At 37.4% G+C, this 16,528-nt stretch carries 15 protein-coding genes; 13 read left to right on the plus strand and 2 right to left on the minus strand.

The genetic code is table 11. From position 1 onward, the window contains the following. Positions 1 to 3: 3 nt before the first annotated feature. Positions 4 to 696 carry a uracil-DNA glycosylase gene (ung, locus tag KI343_RS01580; protein WP_212924672.1) on the minus strand — a complete coding sequence of 231 codons (693 nt, stop codon included), beginning with the start codon at positions 694 to 696 and terminating at the stop codon, positions 4 to 6. A 292-nt stretch (positions 697 to 988) separates the two neighbouring features. Between ung and zapA the strand changes: the two genes are divergently transcribed. The 12 genes from zapA (at position 989) to uvrC (ending at position 14,973) form a co-directional block, all read left to right on the plus strand. Further along, positions 989 to 1,249, plus strand: coding sequence for a cell division protein ZapA (gene zapA / locus KI343_RS01585; protein ID WP_212924673.1), 261 nt, complete (start codon positions 989 to 991; stop codon positions 1,247 to 1,249). A 5-nt stretch (positions 1,250 to 1,254) separates the two neighbouring features. Next, positions 1,255 to 1,806, plus strand: a complete 552-nt coding sequence (locus KI343_RS01590) for a CvpA family protein (protein WP_212924674.1) — start codon at positions 1,255 to 1,257, stop codon at positions 1,804 to 1,806. Positions 1,807 to 2,171: 365 nt separating this feature from the next. After that, the gene (gene polX / locus KI343_RS01595; RefSeq protein WP_212924675.1) at positions 2,172 to 3,884 is read left to right on the plus strand and encodes a DNA polymerase/3'-5' exonuclease PolX; all 1,713 of its coding nucleotides are present in this window, start codon (positions 2,172 to 2,174) and stop codon (positions 3,882 to 3,884) included. 210 nt (positions 3,885 to 4,094) lie between these two features. Beyond that, positions 4,095 to 6,440, plus strand: coding sequence for an endonuclease MutS2 (locus KI343_RS01600; RefSeq protein ID WP_212924676.1), 2,346 nt, complete (start codon positions 4,095 to 4,097; stop codon positions 6,438 to 6,440). Between the two features lie 143 nt (positions 6,441 to 6,583). Beyond that, on the plus strand, positions 6,584 to 6,994 hold the full coding sequence (locus KI343_RS01605) for a DUF350 domain-containing protein (RefSeq protein WP_212924677.1): 411 nt from the start codon (positions 6,584 to 6,586) through the stop codon (positions 6,992 to 6,994). Between the two features lie 320 nt (positions 6,995 to 7,314). Further along, a complete protein-coding gene (locus tag KI343_RS01610; protein ID WP_212924678.1) occupies positions 7,315 to 9,027 on the plus strand; it encodes a long-chain-fatty-acid--CoA ligase in 1,713 nt (570 codons plus the stop codon). Between the two features lie 121 nt (positions 9,028 to 9,148). Further along, positions 9,149 to 9,736 (plus strand): fatty acid metabolism transcriptional regulator FadR, encoded by a 588-nt coding sequence (locus tag KI343_RS01615; RefSeq protein WP_212924679.1) that lies wholly within the window; start codon positions 9,149 to 9,151, stop codon positions 9,734 to 9,736. Between the two features lie 27 nt (positions 9,737 to 9,763). Next, entirely contained in the window at positions 9,764 to 10,537 is a 774-nt protein-coding gene (locus KI343_RS01620) for an enoyl-CoA hydratase (protein ID WP_212924680.1), read from the plus strand. A gap of 26 nt (positions 10,538 to 10,563) precedes the next feature. Continuing rightward, positions 10,564 to 11,337, plus strand: a complete 774-nt coding sequence (locus KI343_RS01625; protein ID WP_212924681.1) for an electron transfer flavoprotein subunit beta/FixA family protein — start codon at positions 10,564 to 10,566, stop codon at positions 11,335 to 11,337. Between the two features lie 79 nt (positions 11,338 to 11,416). Then, on the plus strand, positions 11,417 to 12,400 hold the full coding sequence (locus KI343_RS01630) for an electron transfer flavoprotein subunit alpha/FixB family protein (protein ID WP_212924682.1): 984 nt from the start codon (positions 11,417 to 11,419) through the stop codon (positions 12,398 to 12,400). A 309-nt stretch (positions 12,401 to 12,709) separates the two neighbouring features. Then, on the plus strand, positions 12,710 to 13,024 hold the full coding sequence (gene trxA / locus KI343_RS01635) for a thioredoxin (protein ID WP_212924683.1): 315 nt from the start codon (positions 12,710 to 12,712) through the stop codon (positions 13,022 to 13,024). A gap of 140 nt (positions 13,025 to 13,164) precedes the next feature. Beyond that, complete coding sequence (uvrC, locus tag KI343_RS01640) at positions 13,165 to 14,973, plus strand: excinuclease ABC subunit UvrC (RefSeq protein ID WP_212924684.1); 1,809 nt, start codon at positions 13,165 to 13,167, stop codon at positions 14,971 to 14,973. Between the two features lie 27 nt (positions 14,974 to 15,000). Here uvrC and KI343_RS01645 read toward each other — a convergent pair whose 3' ends face one another. Then, on the minus strand, positions 15,001 to 15,453 hold the full coding sequence (locus KI343_RS01645) for a DUF2507 domain-containing protein (protein ID WP_212924685.1): 453 nt from the start codon (positions 15,451 to 15,453) through the stop codon (positions 15,001 to 15,003). A 426-nt stretch (positions 15,454 to 15,879) separates the two neighbouring features. Here KI343_RS01645 and KI343_RS01650 point away from each other — a divergent pair, with 426 nt between their 5' ends. Further along, a complete protein-coding gene (locus KI343_RS01650; RefSeq protein WP_212924686.1) occupies positions 15,880 to 16,500 on the plus strand; it encodes a succinate dehydrogenase cytochrome b558 subunit in 621 nt (206 codons plus the stop codon). Positions 16,501 to 16,528 lie beyond the last annotated feature (28 nt).

Here is a 16,528-nt window from a genome sequence, read left to right on the forward strand (position 1 = left end):
TATTTAATTATTTTTGTCAACAGTTAGAGGCAACTGCCAATCAATTGGTGACAGATTTTCCTTTTCTAAGATTTCATTTGTCTTTGAAAAATTCTGGGACCCAAAAAATCCACGATGTGCTGAAAGTGGGCTCGGATGAGGGGCTTTTAAAACATAATGTTTGTTCGTATCTATGAGCGCTACTTTTTTTTGGGCTGCTGCTCCCCATAATAAAAAAACAACAGGATGTTCCTTCTGGTTTAAGGATTGAATAACTTGATTTGTGAATCGTTCCCAACCTTTGTTTTTGTGAGAATGTGCTTGATGGGCTCGAACAGTAAGCACATTATTAAGCAGAAGGACGCCTTGTTCTGCCCACTTCTTAAGATAACCATGTGATGGAATCTCAAATCCGACATCCGATGCCAGTTCTTTGTAGATATTTTTTAAAGATGGTGGGACCGGAACACCCGGTTGCACAGAAAAACTTAGTCCGTGTGCCTGATTTGGACCATGATATGGGTCCTGTCCTAGGATAACAACTTTTACATGTTGAAAAGGTGTAAAATGTAAAGCGTTAAAAATATCGTTCATATCGGGATAAATGGTATGAGAAGCGTATTCTGCTTTTAAGAATTGCCTTAATTGTTTATAATAATCTTTTTGGAACTCTTGCTCTAATACTTGTCCCCAGTCGTTCTTTAAAGGGATATTCATCGTTTCACCTCATTATGAAAATATTTCTTTGTTTTTTTCGTATAAGCACCATATCAGAAGATGATTCTTTCCATGCACTTATATCTCATTTACAGCTGCTTCATTCCCTTGACTGGAAGCTTATTCGGTTAGATAATACGATTGTTAAAACTACCTGAACCAAACCTTCCTTCTCCAACTGTTAGATACCTAAGACTATAGCAAAATTAGCAGGTTTTTTAAATGCTTCTTTTTACACAAACTTCGTGTTAATATATAGTAGAATCATCGTTGCACAGGAGGCAGCATAAAAATGACAGACAATGAAAAACGACGAGTTACTGTTGAAATATACAATCGAACTTATCATATTATTGGAACAGAAAAAGAACGTCATGTTCAATTAGTAGCAAATTTAGTCGATCAAAAAATGAATGAAATCCATGATGTAAATAAACAATTAGATACGGCAAGTTTAGCAGTGTTGACAGCCGTTAATACAATGAATGATTACTTAAAACTAAAAGAAGACTATGCCACACTTTTAGGTTCATTAAGAAAGAAAGAGGATTAACAACCATGATTAACTTAATTTTAATTATCCTTCTGTTATTTGGAGTGATGATGGGGTTAAAAAGAGGATTTATTCTTCAACTTTTCCATTTAACAGGATTTATTATTGCTTTTCTTGTTGCAGTAATGTACTACAGACCTTTTGCCGAGAAGCTTTCTTTGTATATTCCTTACCCGGATTTAACTGGTGACGGAGCATGGTCAGAGTTTTTACAAAACCTGCCTGTAGAAGCAGCGTTTTATAATGCCATTTCTTTTGCGGTTATCTTTTTTGCAGTAAAGGTTATTCTGCAGATTATCGCTTCGATGTTGGATTTTGTAGCAGCAATTCCGGTTATTAGTTTTATAAATAAAATTTTAGGAGCTGTTCTCGGTTTTGTCGAAGTATATCTGATTAGCTTTATTATATTATACATTCTTGCTTTGGCACCAATTGCGAGTGTGCAGGAAGCTATTCAGGGCTCATCCATTGCAATGCGGATGGTGGAACACACACCATATTTTTCAGAACTTATTTTTGAATTATGGTTTAACTTAACAGAATCTCTTAACAACTAATGTGTTACTGACGCAGACTGAAATAGCTTGAGTCCGTTTTGTCACAGCATGAGTGCCCGTAATTCCCCCCCATTTCCTACAGATAATCATTTTTTTTGCGTATGGGGAAAAACGGGCTCTACATCTCCTGATTGGTTCAACTATAATTTATCGGGAAAAAGCACCCGCTAAATCTAGTTTCACTGTATCACAGCATGAGTGCCCGTAATTCCCCCATTTCCTACAGATAATCATTTTTTTTTGCGTATGGGGAAAAACGGGCTCTACATCTCCTGATTAACATAACTATCCTTTCATGGAAAAGGAAAAATCTCCATGGAAGGAAGTTTCGTTTTACGTAAATAGTAACAGAATAGGGTGTAAGTATGAATAAAAAAGATATTATTCGTCTATTAGAAAAGATAGCTGTTTATATGGAATTGAAAGGGGAGAATCCTTTTAAAATAAGTGCTTATCGAAAAGCTGCGCAAGCAATGGAAACAGATGACCGCAGTTTAAGTGAAATAGACGATTTTACAAAAATAAAAGGTATTGGAAAAGGAACTGCAGCAGTTATTACGGAGTTTATGGAAGCGGGCCGCTCAGAAACTTTAGAAGGATTGGAAAAAGAGGTGCCCGCTGGACTTGTGCCATTATTGGACTTGCCTGGTCTTGGGGGAAAAAAGTTATCAAAGCTTTATCAAGAATTGGACGTAGTGGATGCTGACACATTGAAAGAGGCCTGTCTAGCCGGAACTGTAGAAGCTCTACCTGGGTTTGGCAAGAAATCTGCAGAGAAAATTGTTGCCGCAATAGAGGAAGCGGGAAAGCGTCCAGAACGTATACCGGTAGCGATTATGCTTCCGATTGTTGAAAAGGTGGAAGCCTATTTAGATGAAGTACCAGGTATTATCCGATATTCTCAGGCGGGCAGCATTAGACGTATGCGTGAAACGGTAAAAGACCTTGATTTTATCATTGCGACTAATCAAGCAAGACAAGTAACAGAAGCATTGATAAAATTCCCTTCTATTAAAAACATTATTGCCAAAGGAGATACAAAAGTATCTATCACGCTAGAAGAGGTCTATGATATTAATGTAGACTTTCGCTTAGTTTCTGATCAGGAATTTGCTTCGACTTTACACCATTTTACCGGCTCTAAAGATCATAACGTGGCAATGCGCCAGTTAGCTAAGTCACGTGGTGAAAAAATTAGTGAATATGGCGTAGAGGTGGAAGAAACAGGGGAAACAATACAGTTTGATACAGAAACGTCCTTTTTTGAGCATTTTGGCTTGCATTTTATTCCTCCAGAAGTTCGGGAAAATACTGGTGAAGTAGAAGCCTTTAAAAAGGAACAGGAATTAATCCAGCTTGCTGATATTCGTGGGGACCTGCATATGCATACCACCTGGAGCGATGGTGCACAGTCATTGGATGAAATGGTCAGTAAAGTGAAAGATATGGGCTATTCCTATATGGCAATTACCGATCACTCCAAATATTTACGAGTAGCAAATGGATTGAATGAAGAACGTCTTCGCAAACAGAGGGAAGAAATTAATACTTTAAATAAGAAGTATCCAGATTTTCATATTTTTTCTGGAGTAGAAATGGATATTCTTCCTGATGGCAGTTTAGATTTTGATGATGATTTTCTAAAAGAAATGGATTTTGTTATCGGTGCTATTCATTCCAGCTTTCAGCAATCTGAAGAAAAGATTATGCAGAGGCTCATGAATGCATTAGAAAATCCATATGTTTCTATCATTGCTCATCCGACAGGGAGACTTATTGGTAGAAGAGATGGATATAAAGTTAATTTAGAGCAGTTAATTGAAAAAGCAAAAGAAACTAATACAGTGTTAGAGATTAACGCCAATCCGAATCGATTGGATTTATCGCATGAATGGGCTAAAAAAGCACAAGAAGCGGGAGTAAAGCTCGTTATTGATACAGACTCTCATAATTATCAAATGCTTAAACATATGCAATACGGCGTAGCAACTGCACGCAAAGGATGGATCAAACCATCTACCGTAATTAATACTTGGCCAAAAGAAGAACTAATCAAATTCTTTAGCCAGGCAAGATAGATACAAGATACATTATAAGTAATATTATATGCTCTATTTCGTGTCAACCTCATAGCCATTGGTTGATGCATTGAATGAATAAGATAATGATGTTAGGTGGCGAAAGAAAAATACGAGATAACGGAGAGAAAGCAGAGTGTTTTTCTGAAAAAGTCACTATGAAGTTTATCTTAATTACAGAAATTATTTTAAATAAAAGAGGGTTTTAAAATGAACGAACGTGTATTAAAAACGCTTGAATTTAATCGGCTTGCTGAAATGGTTCGTGATCAAGCAGAAACCTCTATAGGCAAAGATTTAGCATTTAAGATACGTCCAAAAACTACATTGGACGAAGTAGAGAGATTACAAGCAGAGACCGATGAGGCAGTACAAATATTTCGGTTGAATAAAGTGATTCCCCTAGGAGGAATATCAGATATTCGGTCTAGCGTAAAACGCAGCGCTATAGGAAGTATTCTTTCCGCAGACGAAGTTTTACGTGTTGGAGACACATTATATGGCGGCAGACAAACCAAAAGCTTTTTAGAGCAGCTGGAAGATGTAGACATACCTATTCTTCTATCTGCTGCTTCAAATATTATTGCTATCCGTGATTTAGAACAGCAAATTAATAGCTGTATAGATGATCACGGTAATATTATGGACGGGGCTTCCTCCACATTACGAGCTATCCGAAGTTCAATCCGCACCTATGAAAGCAGTGTTCGTAGTAAATTAGAGAGTTATACGCGCTCGAATAGCAAGATGCTTTCAGATGCGATTATTACCATTCGAAATGATCGTTATGTTTTACCAGTTAAGCAAGAATATCGTTCAGCAATTGGCGGAATTGTTCATGACCAGTCTTCCTCCGGCCAAACGTTATTTATGGAACCAAAAGCAGTAGTAGATATGAATAATAAATTACAAGAGTTATTTTCTAAAGAAAAACAAGAAGTCGATCGTATTTTAAAGGAACTTAGCGGATACATCGCTTCTTATGAACAGGAACTTTTAAATAATGTGTATTGGCTTTCAGAAATTGATTTTATTAGTGCTCGGGGAAAACTTGCACAAAAAATGCATGCTGTTCGACCTAAGATGAATATAAATGGTTATATAAAGATGTTGCAAGCGAGACATCCATATATTCCAGAAGATCAGGTTGTTCCCAACGATATTGAAATGGGAAAGGATTTTCAAGCCATAGTCATTACAGGACCGAATACAGGCGGGAAAACAGTGACGTTAAAAATGGTTGGGCTTTGTACATTGATGGCTCAATCTGGACTGCAAGTACCTGCTTTGGATGGCTGTGAAATGCCAGTGTTTGATGAGGTTTTTGCAGATATTGGTGATGAACAGTCCATTGAACAAAATTTAAGTACTTTTTCATCTCATATGACAAATATTGTAGAGATTATGAAGCATGTGACAGATCAATCTCTTGTTTTATTTGATGAATTAGGTTCTGGCACTGACCCCCAAGAAGGGGCTGCCTTAGCAATGTCTATACTTGATGAAGTTCTGTCGAAACAAGCAAGTGTCATTGCAACAACACATTATCCAGAACTTAAAGCTTATGGATACAATCGGAAGCAAGTTGTAAATGCTTCTGTTGAATTTAATGTAGAGACCTTAAGACCGACCTATCGATTACTAATTGGAGTTCCAGGGCGCAGTAATGCATTTGAAATTTCGAGGCGATTAGGTCTTGATAGCTCTATCATTGACCATGCGAAGCAGTTAATCGGCGTGGACTCGCATCAAGTAGAAAATATGATTGCTTCCTTGGAGCAATCACATACTGAGGCAGAAAGAGATTATGAAAAAGCACATCAAGTGCTAATGGAAAGTGAAAAACTTCATGAAGAATTAATGAAAGCAATGAACAGATGGGAAGATCAAAAACAAAAGATTTATGAAAAAACAGAAGAAAAGGCCGAAAAAGCATTGCAAAAAGCCCGTCAGGAAGCAGAAGAAATTGTTCAAATGATGCGGAGTATGAGCAATCAAGCGGGTATGAAAGAGCATGAATGGATAGAAGCTAGAAAGATGCTGGACGATGCGATGCCAAACTTAACCAATGACAAATCAAAGAATCAGCCTAAAAAAGCTCAGGAAGAGAGCGAATTAAAACCTGGCGATGAGATTAAACTTCTTACCGTGAATCAACTTGGTGAAGTGGTTGAAAAAGTAAATAACAAGGAATATATGGTGCAAGTCGGTATGATGAAAGTAAAAGTGAAAAGATCTAATTTGGATCTTGTCAAGAAGAAGAAAAAGAAGCAGGCTGAGCCAGTTGCAACTGTTAGAGGCAGCAATCAACATGTGAAAACAGAATTAGATTTACGTGGTGAACGCTATGAGGATGCAATGCACAAACTTGAAAAGTATGTGGATGATGTCTTATTGGCAGGGTATGCACAAGCGTCGATTATTCATGGAAAAGGAACCGGAGCATTACGCAAAGGTGTACAGGAATTCGTGAAACGGCATCCGCATATTAAAGGGTCCAGATCAGGGGAAGCTGGAGAAGGCGGAAGCGGTGTAACAGTCATACGCTTTGAATAAGTAATGTTACAATTAAATTTAATGTGTAGGAACATTGGAAGAAGGGATTAACCAGGAAGTCGGCTAGAAGTAATGTTAATTATTTCGGATGGTGATAGAGCTACACAATTAATCCCTTCTATCTCAATGAAGGAGCGAGTTGCATGGAAGGTTTTTGGGAAAATATTTTAGTAATTACAGCAGCCAGATATAGTGTGTTTATTTTATCAACCTTGCTCTTTTTAGCTGTGTTTGAGTTGGTGACTTCCTATAAAAATTGGGAAGAGATAAAAAATGGAAACCTGGCTGTTGCTATGGCTACTGGTGGAAAATTATTTGGTATAGCAATGATTTTTAGGTTTTCCATTGAACATAATGACCGTTTATTGGTATCTATGGGATGGGGATTATTTGGTTTTATTCTATTAATAGCAGGTTATCTCTTTTTTGAATTTTTAACTCCATTTATGAAAGTCGATGAAGAAATCGGAAATGGTAACAAAGCGGTCGGGTTTATTTCTATGGTTATTTCTGTAGGATTGGCTTATGTTATTGGAGCTAGTATAGTAGGTTAGGAGTGGGAATGGTGGTATTTGAAAGGTTAGCCAAGATATTAATGGCAGTAGGAATCATTTTCTTTGCAGTAGGCATTATTTATTTATTTCTGCGTTAAGACGGGGCGAGTAATCGCAACGCTTTTCGGTGGGGCGAGTAATCGCAGACCCAGTCCCAGTCCCAGTTTTCTGATGAGATGGGTAGCTGTAATTCCAAGGAAGTTTTTCGGCAAGGAATAGCTTAGAAGGAGCGAAATATAAGAAAAAATCAGATAATATTTTCAATAATAGAAATTAATCGTTATAATAGGTATAGAATATAATAAAGGAGGAATGATTGAATGTTGGAGAAAAGAGTTTGGCATGATCGTTACCCCGAAGATATACCGATAACGATGGAGTATGATAAACGCCCCCTCTACAAAGATTTACTGGATGCCGGCGAGCAGCACGGAGAAAAGAAAGCGCTTTACTTTATGGGGAAAGAAATAACCTACAAAGATTTGTGTGAAGAAGCAAAGAAAATCGCAAACTATTTACAATCTATCGGAATTCGAAAAGGAGACCGCGTTGCTATCTACTTACCGAATACACCTCAAGCTGTCATAAGTTATTATGGCATTTTAATGGCAGGGGCTATTGCCGTTCCTACTAACCCGTTATATACGGAAAGAGAATTAGTGTTCCAGATGAATGATTCACAAGCAAGAGCTATTATTTGTTTAGATATTTTATTACCGCGTGTAAATGGCGTTCGTACACACACTACCATCGAGCATGTTATTGTAACTGGTATAAAGGATTATCTGCCATTTCCTAAAAATATTATTTATCCATATATCCAAAAACGCGAATACAACATGGTTGTTAAAGTGGAGGCTAGTAATGACACCCATGTTTGGAAGAAAATAATGGAACAATCCGTTGCGGACTATTTGGAATCATCTATTGATCCCGAGGAGGATCTTGCACTTTTACAATATACCGGAGGGACTACTGGGAATCCAAAAGGTGTTATGCTTACTCATTTTAATTTAAGCTCGAACGTACAGATGTGTGAAACATGGCTTTCGCGCAATTCAGATACTCCTGAAAAACATCGTCAAGACTCGATTCTAGGTATCTTGCCATTTTTTCATGTGTACGGGATGACAGCCGTTATGAATTTTGCAATCAAAAAAGGAGCAAGAATTATTCTTATTCCTAAATTCGATGCGGGCGATTTGCTAAAGGTAATCGATAAGCAAAAGCCGAATCTTTTCCCGGGTGCCCCAACAATCTACATTGGTCTGTTGAACCATCCAGATATTGAGAAATATAATTTATCCTCTATCGAAGCGTGTATTAGCGGATCGGCTCCTTTACCTGTAGAAATTCAGGAACGTTTTGAAAGAATTACTGGAGGAAAATTAGTAGAGGGGTATGGGTTGACTGAATCTTCCCCTGTAACCCATGCAAATTTTGTGTATGCTGAACGTATTAACGGCAGTATTGGTGTTCCATGGCCCGATACAGATGCAAAAATTGTTCAAATGAATGGGGAGAATTTGGAAGAAGTTGATACTGGAGAAATAGGAGAGATTGCTGTTAAAGGGCCCCAAATTATGAAAGGGTATTGGAATAATGAAGAAGAGACTGCAAAGACTTTAAGAGATGGCTGGTTATTAACCGGTGATTTAGGCTATGTTGATGAACGCGGTTTTTTCTATGTGGTTGACCGGAAGAAGGATATGATTGTTGCCGGCGGCTTTAATATTTATCCGCGCGAGATAGAAGAAGTTTTATATGAACATGAAGCTATCCAAGAAGCAGTTGTAGCTGGTGTACCCGATCCGTACAGAGGGGAGACTGTAAAAGCTTATGTTGTGTTAAAGGAAGGGGCTAGTGTAACAGAAGAAGAATTAAATGAATACTCGAGGAAATATCTAGCAAGCTATAAAGTACCAAGAATTTATGAATTCCGTGATGAACTACCCAAAACCGCAGTTGGAAAAATTTTAAGAAGAAAACTGATCGATGAAGAGAAACAAAAACAAGAAGCCGCATCTGTTTGAGCCTCGTGCTCTTTTTTTCTTTCAAAATATAGCTTTTCATTGACATTGTGTTTCCTTGGTTGTATATTAAAAATATGAATGACTATTCACTCATTTTTAGATAATAATCAAGGAGAAAATCATGAACAATCAAAAACCAAAATATCATCAAATCATTGAAGCTGCTGTGAAAGTAATCTCTGAAAATGGATATCATGGCTCACAAGTCTCTAAAATAGCGAAGGAAGCAAATGTTGCTGACGGCACAATATATTTATATTTCAAGAATAAAGAGCATATTCTTGTTTCTTTATTCAAAGTGAAAATGGGAGAATTTATTAATCAGATCGTGAAGGCAATTGAAGGAACTGAGTTTGCTTCTGATCAACTATATACATTAATTGAAACGCACTTTCAGCAGTTGTCTTCGGATTATCATTTGGCAATTGTGACACAACTGGAACTCAGACAATCAAATATTTCTTTAAGACTGCAAATAAATCAAGTATTGAAACCTTATTTAACAGTGATTGATGGTATTGTTCAAAAAGGGATTGCGCAGCATCAATTTAGAGAGGATTTAAATATACCTTTAGTAAGGCAGATGATTTTTGGAACGCTGGATGAGATTGTTACGAATTGGGTTATGAAAGAACAAAAATATGACTTAAACAAACTGGTTCCTGAGATTCACAAAATGCTGGTTAGTGCCTTAGCAACGGAACGGTAGGGTATATATTAAAAAGGAGTGGTATTCTTGCCAATAATTGATTTAAAAATAGAAGAGAAGGTTGCTTATTTAACGATAAAAAGCCCTCCTGCCAACGCATTATCTTCAAAAATCATTACAAAGCTGGATGAGCTCTTGACGCAGATTGAAAAAGAAGATAAAGCTAAAGTTGTTGTTTTGCAAGGAGAAGGAAAATTTTTCTCGGCTGGTGCAGATATTAAAGAATTCACATCACATCAAGAGGCCGCAGAATATGAATCCTTAGCAGAGAATGGACAACGAATTTTTAACAAAGTCGAGCATTTTCCGATACCAGTTATAGCATCTATTCACGGGGCTGCATTAGGTGGCGGGTTAGAACTTGCGATGGCCTGTCATATAAGGTATGCCACTGCGAATGCAAAGATAGGGTTGCCAGAGATGAATTTAGGCATTATTCCTGGCTTTGCAGGAACGCAGCGGTTACCTCGGTATGTAGGAAATGCAAGAGCGTATGAGATGATTTTAACCGGTGAGCCTATTTCTGGAAAACAAGCGGAAGCCTGGGGATTGATTAACCGTGTTTTTGAAGAAGATGTGTTTCAAAACGAGGTTCATAATCTAGCGCGAAAAATTGCTGCAAAAAGTAAGCCTGGGATTAATCGAATTATGAAATTAATTCCATATGCAAATACAAGTCAATTTGAAGAAGGGGTCAAACAAGAGGCTAGGTTATTTGGCGAAATTTTTGGCTCAGCTGATGCTAAAGAGGGTGTAAGCGCTTTTATAGAAAAGAGAGCAGCTAACTTTCAAGATAAATAGATTTTAGTTTGTTAGGAGGAAAAAGGATGAACATTTATGTATTATTGAAAAAAACGTTTGATACTGAAGAAAAGATTGTTGTTCAAGACAGTAGAATTGAAGATGAGGGCGCAGAATTCATTATTAATCCTTATGATGAGTATGCAATAGAAGAAGCAATCGTGCAAAGAGATGCACATGGCGGTGAAGTAACAGTGATCACGATTGGTGATGAAGCGTCTGAAAAACAACTTCGTACAGCCCTTGCAATGGGTGCAGATAAAGCAGTTCTTATCAATACGGAAGAAGATCTGGAGGATGGAGATCAGTTCACAACAGCAAAAATTTTAGAAGCTTATTTTGAAGATAAGGAAGCGGATTTAATATTAGCAGGAAATGTTGCTATTGATGAAGCAAGCGGTCAAGTTGGACCAAGACTTGCAGAGCTTTTAGGTATCCCGTATGTAACCACCATCACGAAGCTGTCCATAGAAGGGGATGCTGTATCGATTGAAAAGGATGTTGAAGGAGACGTGGAGATAATAGAAACAAGTCTTCCTTTATTAGTTACATGTCAACAAGGTCTAAATGAACCGCGTTACCCATCTTTACCAGGGATTATGAAAGCGAAGAAAAAACCGCTAGAGGAGTTAGAAATTGATGATCTTGATTTAGAAGAAGATGATGTGGAAGCAAAAACGAAAACAATTGATATTTATCTGCCTCCTGAAAAAGAAGCTGGTAAGGTGCTTGAAGGAGAAGTAGAGGATCAAGTTAAAGAGCTTGTTACGCTATTAAGAAACGATAAAAAGGTACTATAGGCGAAAGCCCAAAAGTCAATCAAAAAGCATGTGGCGTACACGTATAGAATGCAGTTGATAGGGAAAGGGGATAATAATAATGAGTGACAAGTTACTAGTAATAGGTGAAGTGAGAGATAAGGACATACGGAATGTTTCATTTGAAGCAATTGCAGCAGCAAAACAAATAAGTGACGATGCTGAAATCGTAGGGGTATTACTTGGCGGTACTGATTTAAAAAGTGCCGGGGAAGAATTTATTGCTTATGGAGCGGATCGTGTCATAACCGTAACTCACGAAAACTTGGAAACGTATACATCGGAAGGGTACGGACAGGCGATTCTAGAAATTATTGATGAATTAACTCCAAGCGGTATTGTTATGGGACACACATCGATTGGAAAGGATTTAACCCCGAAAATTGCAAGCCGGTTATCGGCAGGGCTTATTTCAGATGTTGTTGATATTGAGAAAGACGGTGATGACAGCGTGTATATACGTCCAATCTATTCGGGGAAAGCATTTGAGAAAAAAACTTTTGAGGATGACTTTATCTTCGTAACCATTCGTCCAAATAATATACCTGCATTGGAAAAGGATGGCTCAAGAACTGGTGAAGTAACAAATAAAGATATAGATATTAAAGATTTACGCACGGTTGTAAAAGATGTGGTACGTAAGGCCTCTGAGGGGGTTGATCTTTCTGAAGCGAATGTTATTGTTGCAGGTGGTCGCGGCGTGAAGAGTGCGGATGGATTTAAGCCTCTTTATGAACTTGCAGAGGTATTAGGCGGAGCTGTGGGGGCATCTCGCGGAGCTTGCGATGCAGATTATTGTGATTATGCGCTTCAAATTGGTCAAACTGGAAAAGTAGTAACCCCGGATTTATATATTGCTGTGGGGATATCGGGCGCGATCCAGCATTTAGCGGGAATGTCCAATTCTAAAGTTATTGTTGCAATAAATAAGGATCCAGAAGCAAATATCTTCAATGTTGCTGACTATGGCATCGTAGGTGATTTATTCGAAGTAATCCCATTGCTTATTGAAGAGATTAAAAAAAGTAAAATAGCAGTATCCTAGCAATAAGTTTAGAACAGAAGGCCTGTGAGAATTATTATGACACAGGCCTTTTTTTAAAATGCTTTTTTGCACACTTTAAGAAAGTCAAGAATGGCCATGTGTCAATTTTTAGTAGGCAGAATTCCTTTGTCTTAAGCAAAAGAAATTCATCTATTGTGGAGTGATCCCAAAGAACGGGATCTGCGTTTTTAATGGGAGCGGCTAGCGCTTTTCGTATCATACAAGCAAACTATTAGGAAGTATACTTATACGGTGATATACTCATACTAAGCTTATTATAAGCTGATGATGTTTTAAGGAGGTAAAATAATGGCAATTAAAAATGTATCGGATCAAAACTTTGCAGAAGAGACGTCAAAAGGTCTTGTATTAGCTGACTTCTGGGCTCCGTGGTGTGGACCTTGTAAAATGATCGCTCCTGTATTAGAAGAAATTGATGGAGAAATGGAAGAAAAAGTACAAATCGTCAAATTAGATGTCGATGAAAACCAAGAGACAGCAGGAAAATTTGGTGTCATGAGTATCCCGACACTTCTTTTATTCAAAGACGGTGAAGTAGTAGACCAAGTTATTGGTTTCCAACCTAAAGAGGCATTAACTGATTTAATTAATAAACATGCCTAATATAATAGAATTTTAGTTCTGTTATCACAACAGTAAACTGGTAACAGAATGAACTTTTTAAGTTTTTACTAGAAAAAAGAGAATCCCTTTGTCATCAAGCAGATGAGAAGGGATTTTCTGATGCATAGAGGATTGGTTGTATGAGTAAAGAGGCAATTGAGAAAAAGCTATCTATCCTTCCAATGCAGCCAGGCTGTTACTTAATGAAGGATAAGAATGGAACAATTATTTATGTAGGCAAATCCAAAAAGCTCAGAAATCGTGTTCGTTCCTATTTTCGTGGGGCGAATGATCGGAAGACACAACGTTTAGTGCAAGAGATTGCAGATTTTGAATATATGGTTACATCTTCAGAGATAGAAGCTCTTATTTTAGAAATGAATTTAATAAAAAAGTACGACCCTAAATATAACGTGATGCTAAAGGATGATAAATCCTATCCTTATTTAAAAATCACGTCAGAGCGACATCCGCGATTAATTGTCACGAGACATTTGAAAAAAGATAAAGGGAAATACTTCGGCCCTTATCCGAATGTTATTGCAGCTAGAGAAACCAAAAAGCTTCTCGACCGGATTTATCCCTTAAGGAAATGTAAAAACCCGCCTGGAAGGCCTTGCCTTTATTATCATATGGGACAATGCCTTGCTTGTAGCAAAAATCCACCTTCTAAAGAAACGTATCAAAAAATTGTTCAAGAGATTACTTCTTTTTTACATGGCGGCTTCAAAGATATTCGTAATCGTTTAACAAAAGAAATGATGGAAGCAAGTGAAGAACTAAATTTTGAAAGAGCAAAAGAACTCAGAGATACAATTCAATATATAGATGCGACGATGGAGCAGCAGAAAATGACAGCGAATGATTTAGTGAATCGGGATGTTTTTGGTTACAGCTATGATAAGGGTTGGATGTGTGTACAGGTCTTTTTTATTCGTCAAGGAAAACTGATCGAACGTGATGTCAGCATATTCCCGTTTTACGATGAGCCGGAGGAAACGATAATTAGCTTTATTGCTCGTTTTTATTTGCAAGAAAATCATTTGAAGCCGAAACAAGTACTTATTCCAATAGGTATTGATGATGATATTTTAGAAAAATTACTTGAAGTTAATGTCCATACACCGCTGCGTGGCCGTAAAAAGGAAATGGTAGAATTAGCGGGTGAAAATGCTAAAATAGCTTTGAATGAAAAATTTCAATTAATTGAGCGTGATGAAGAAAGAACGTTTCAAGCAGTTGAGGACTTAGGAAATCACCTGAATATAGAACTGCCCCATCGAATTGAAGCGTTTGATAACTCTAATATACAAGGAACAGATCCTGTTTCAGCAATGATTGTTTTTGAGGATGGAAAGCCCAATAAAAAGGAATATCGGAAATATAAAATCAGGGATGTTAAAGGTCCCGATGACTATGATACGATGCGGGAAGTAATTCGTCGTCGTTATACGAGAGTCCTTCGTGAAGAACTGCCTTTACCTGATTTAATTATCGTGGACGGAGGGAAAGGACAGATGTCAGCAGCGACAGATGTTTTAGAGAACGAGCTTGGTCTAAGTATTCCGCTTGCTGGTCTAGCCAAGGACGATCGACATAAAACAAGTGAACTATTGTACGGTGATCCTCCTGAAGTTATTCCTCTACAACGGCAGTCACAGGCTTTTTATCTCGTCCAGCGGATTCAAGATGAGGTGCATCGTTTTGCAATCACTTTCCATAGACAATTAAGAGGAAAAGGATTGTTTCAGTCAGAGCTTGACCGTATACCGGGAGTTGGTGAAAAGCGGCGGAAGCTTTTGCTGACACATTTCAAATCGATAGAAGAAATAAAAAATGCTTCATTGGAGGAAATGCGTAAAATCGGTATACCGAAAAATATTGCCGAAGAAATTATCGGGCATTTAAAAGAACAGGAAAAAGAAAAAAACGATCGTGAAATGGAATAAGTTCGCGATCGTTTTTTCTTTTTATAATTAGTCCTGCATGTAAACAGTAAATTCAACTTGTTTCACGCGACGGTGTATAGATTCGATACACTCGCAATCCACACCTTCTAATTGTTGCATTACTTCTGCTATTATTCCTGCTTCTAGCCGGAAGTCCGTTTCGATATTTGATTGCAGTTTAGCTACAACAGCGTCGGATAAAAGATAAAATGTTTTTAAATTCTTTTTTTCTTTTACCAAGTCCAGTACTCCTAAACCCATTTTTTCAAAGAACAAACGTAAGTCTTCAAGGCTATTAAATTCAAATCTGCGTGCTAGATTTCTGCCTAAAAAATAAAGTAACGTTTCTTTCTCTTCTCCAAATAATTCTGGTAGTCCAATATAGCGTAGAATGTCATATCCTGCACCGCTGCTATTTAATTGCTCCAGTTCTTTTATTTCTAATTTTTGATTACCGTCAATCTTTAACACTGTTTCCATCCTTTCCATCCTGCCTCGTCCATGATGAATATATTTAAGTTTATTATCTATTTTCGTCTATTAATAAGCAAGTATAGGAACTAATTTATTTTACATTTCACAGGACGAATGCCGTCTGTGTTCATAAATGAAGTTAAATACCTCTATTATCATAACATTACCTGCACTTTTTCTAAATCTTTTTCTGAGAATCTAGTACGTCAACTTATCTCTATGTAAAAGCAAGGCGGAGGTTATTTTTATTGGACTATTTGAAACACTCTTTAAGAAGGTGATTGGGAATTCTTGACGCTTTACACTGTAAGAAGTACAATAAATATGTTGTTGTCAGTACTATAAAAAATATATTTTTACATGATTGTAAAAGCGCTTTATTTTTTATAGGCTACATATATTTAGGGATAATGTTTTAAAGGGGGGGTAAACATGGCAGAGCAACGTGAGTTCTTCTTTAGAAGACTACATTCACTACTAGGAGTTGTGCCAATTGGTATTTTCTTGGTGCAACATCTATTTATCAATCATCTTGCTGTGTATGGAGAAGAAAAGTTTAATGCTGCAGCTAATTTCATGCATGAATTACCATTTGTATTGGTGCTGGAAACATTAGTAATCTATCTACCAATTTTATTTCATGCGATTCTAGGGGTTTACATTGTATTTACATCTAGATATAGCACACGCCGTTATGGTTTTTTCCGTAACTGGATGTTCGCAATACAGCGTTTTACTGGTATTGTTCTTGTTATCTTCATTGCATGGCATGTCTTTGAAACGCGGGTGCAAGTTGGTCTAGGGAATGTAGATGTAAACTACAGCCTGATGGAAGGCATTCTGTCCAGTACACCAATGTTTTGGTTCTATGTGGTCGGAGTACTTTCGGCTGTATTCCATTTTGCTAATGGATTATGGAGTTTCCTAGTAACATGGGGAATTACACAAACACCAAAATCGCAACGGGTTTCTACGTATGTATGTCTAGTTATTTTCCTAGCAGTAGGCTATTTAGGGGTAAGATCATTAATCGCATTTGCGTACGGCGTTTAATGGTAATGGAATGAAAGAAGGAGTGAGC

The sequence above is a fragment of the Oceanobacillus sp. J11TS1 genome (assembly GCF_018333215.1).
Taxonomy (GTDB): Bacteria; Bacillota; Bacilli; order Bacillales; family Amphibacillaceae; genus Oceanobacillus.

Coding starts and splice junctions, on each gene's coding strand:
- ung (WP_212924672.1), bottom strand. CDS start 696: ATGAATATCCCTTTAAAGAACGACTGGGGACAAGTATTAGAGCAAGAG.
- zapA (WP_212924673.1), top strand. CDS start 989: ATGACAGACAATGAAAAACGACGAGTTACTGTTGAAATATACAATCGA.
- KI343_RS01590 (WP_212924674.1), top strand. CDS start 1,255: ATGATTAACTTAATTTTAATTATCCTTCTGTTATTTGGAGTGATGATG.
- polX (WP_212924675.1), top strand. CDS start 2,172: ATGAATAAAAAAGATATTATTCGTCTATTAGAAAAGATAGCTGTTTAT.
- KI343_RS01600 (WP_212924676.1), top strand. CDS start 4,095: ATGAACGAACGTGTATTAAAAACGCTTGAATTTAATCGGCTTGCTGAA.
- KI343_RS01605 (WP_212924677.1), top strand. CDS start 6,584: ATGGAAGGTTTTTGGGAAAATATTTTAGTAATTACAGCAGCCAGATAT.
- KI343_RS01610 (WP_212924678.1), top strand. CDS start 7,315: ATGTTGGAGAAAAGAGTTTGGCATGATCGTTACCCCGAAGATATACCG.
- KI343_RS01615 (WP_212924679.1), top strand. CDS start 9,149: ATGAACAATCAAAAACCAAAATATCATCAAATCATTGAAGCTGCTGTG.
- KI343_RS01625 (WP_212924681.1), top strand. CDS start 10,564: ATGAACATTTATGTATTATTGAAAAAAACGTTTGATACTGAAGAAAAG.
- KI343_RS01630 (WP_212924682.1), top strand. CDS start 11,417: ATGAGTGACAAGTTACTAGTAATAGGTGAAGTGAGAGATAAGGACATA.
- trxA (WP_212924683.1), top strand. CDS start 12,710: ATGGCAATTAAAAATGTATCGGATCAAAACTTTGCAGAAGAGACGTCA.
- uvrC (WP_212924684.1), top strand. CDS start 13,165: ATGAGTAAAGAGGCAATTGAGAAAAAGCTATCTATCCTTCCAATGCAG.
- KI343_RS01645 (WP_212924685.1), bottom strand. CDS start 15,453: ATGGAAACAGTGTTAAAGATTGACGGTAATCAAAAATTAGAAATAAAA.
- KI343_RS01650 (WP_212924686.1), top strand. CDS start 15,880: ATGGCAGAGCAACGTGAGTTCTTCTTTAGAAGACTACATTCACTACTA.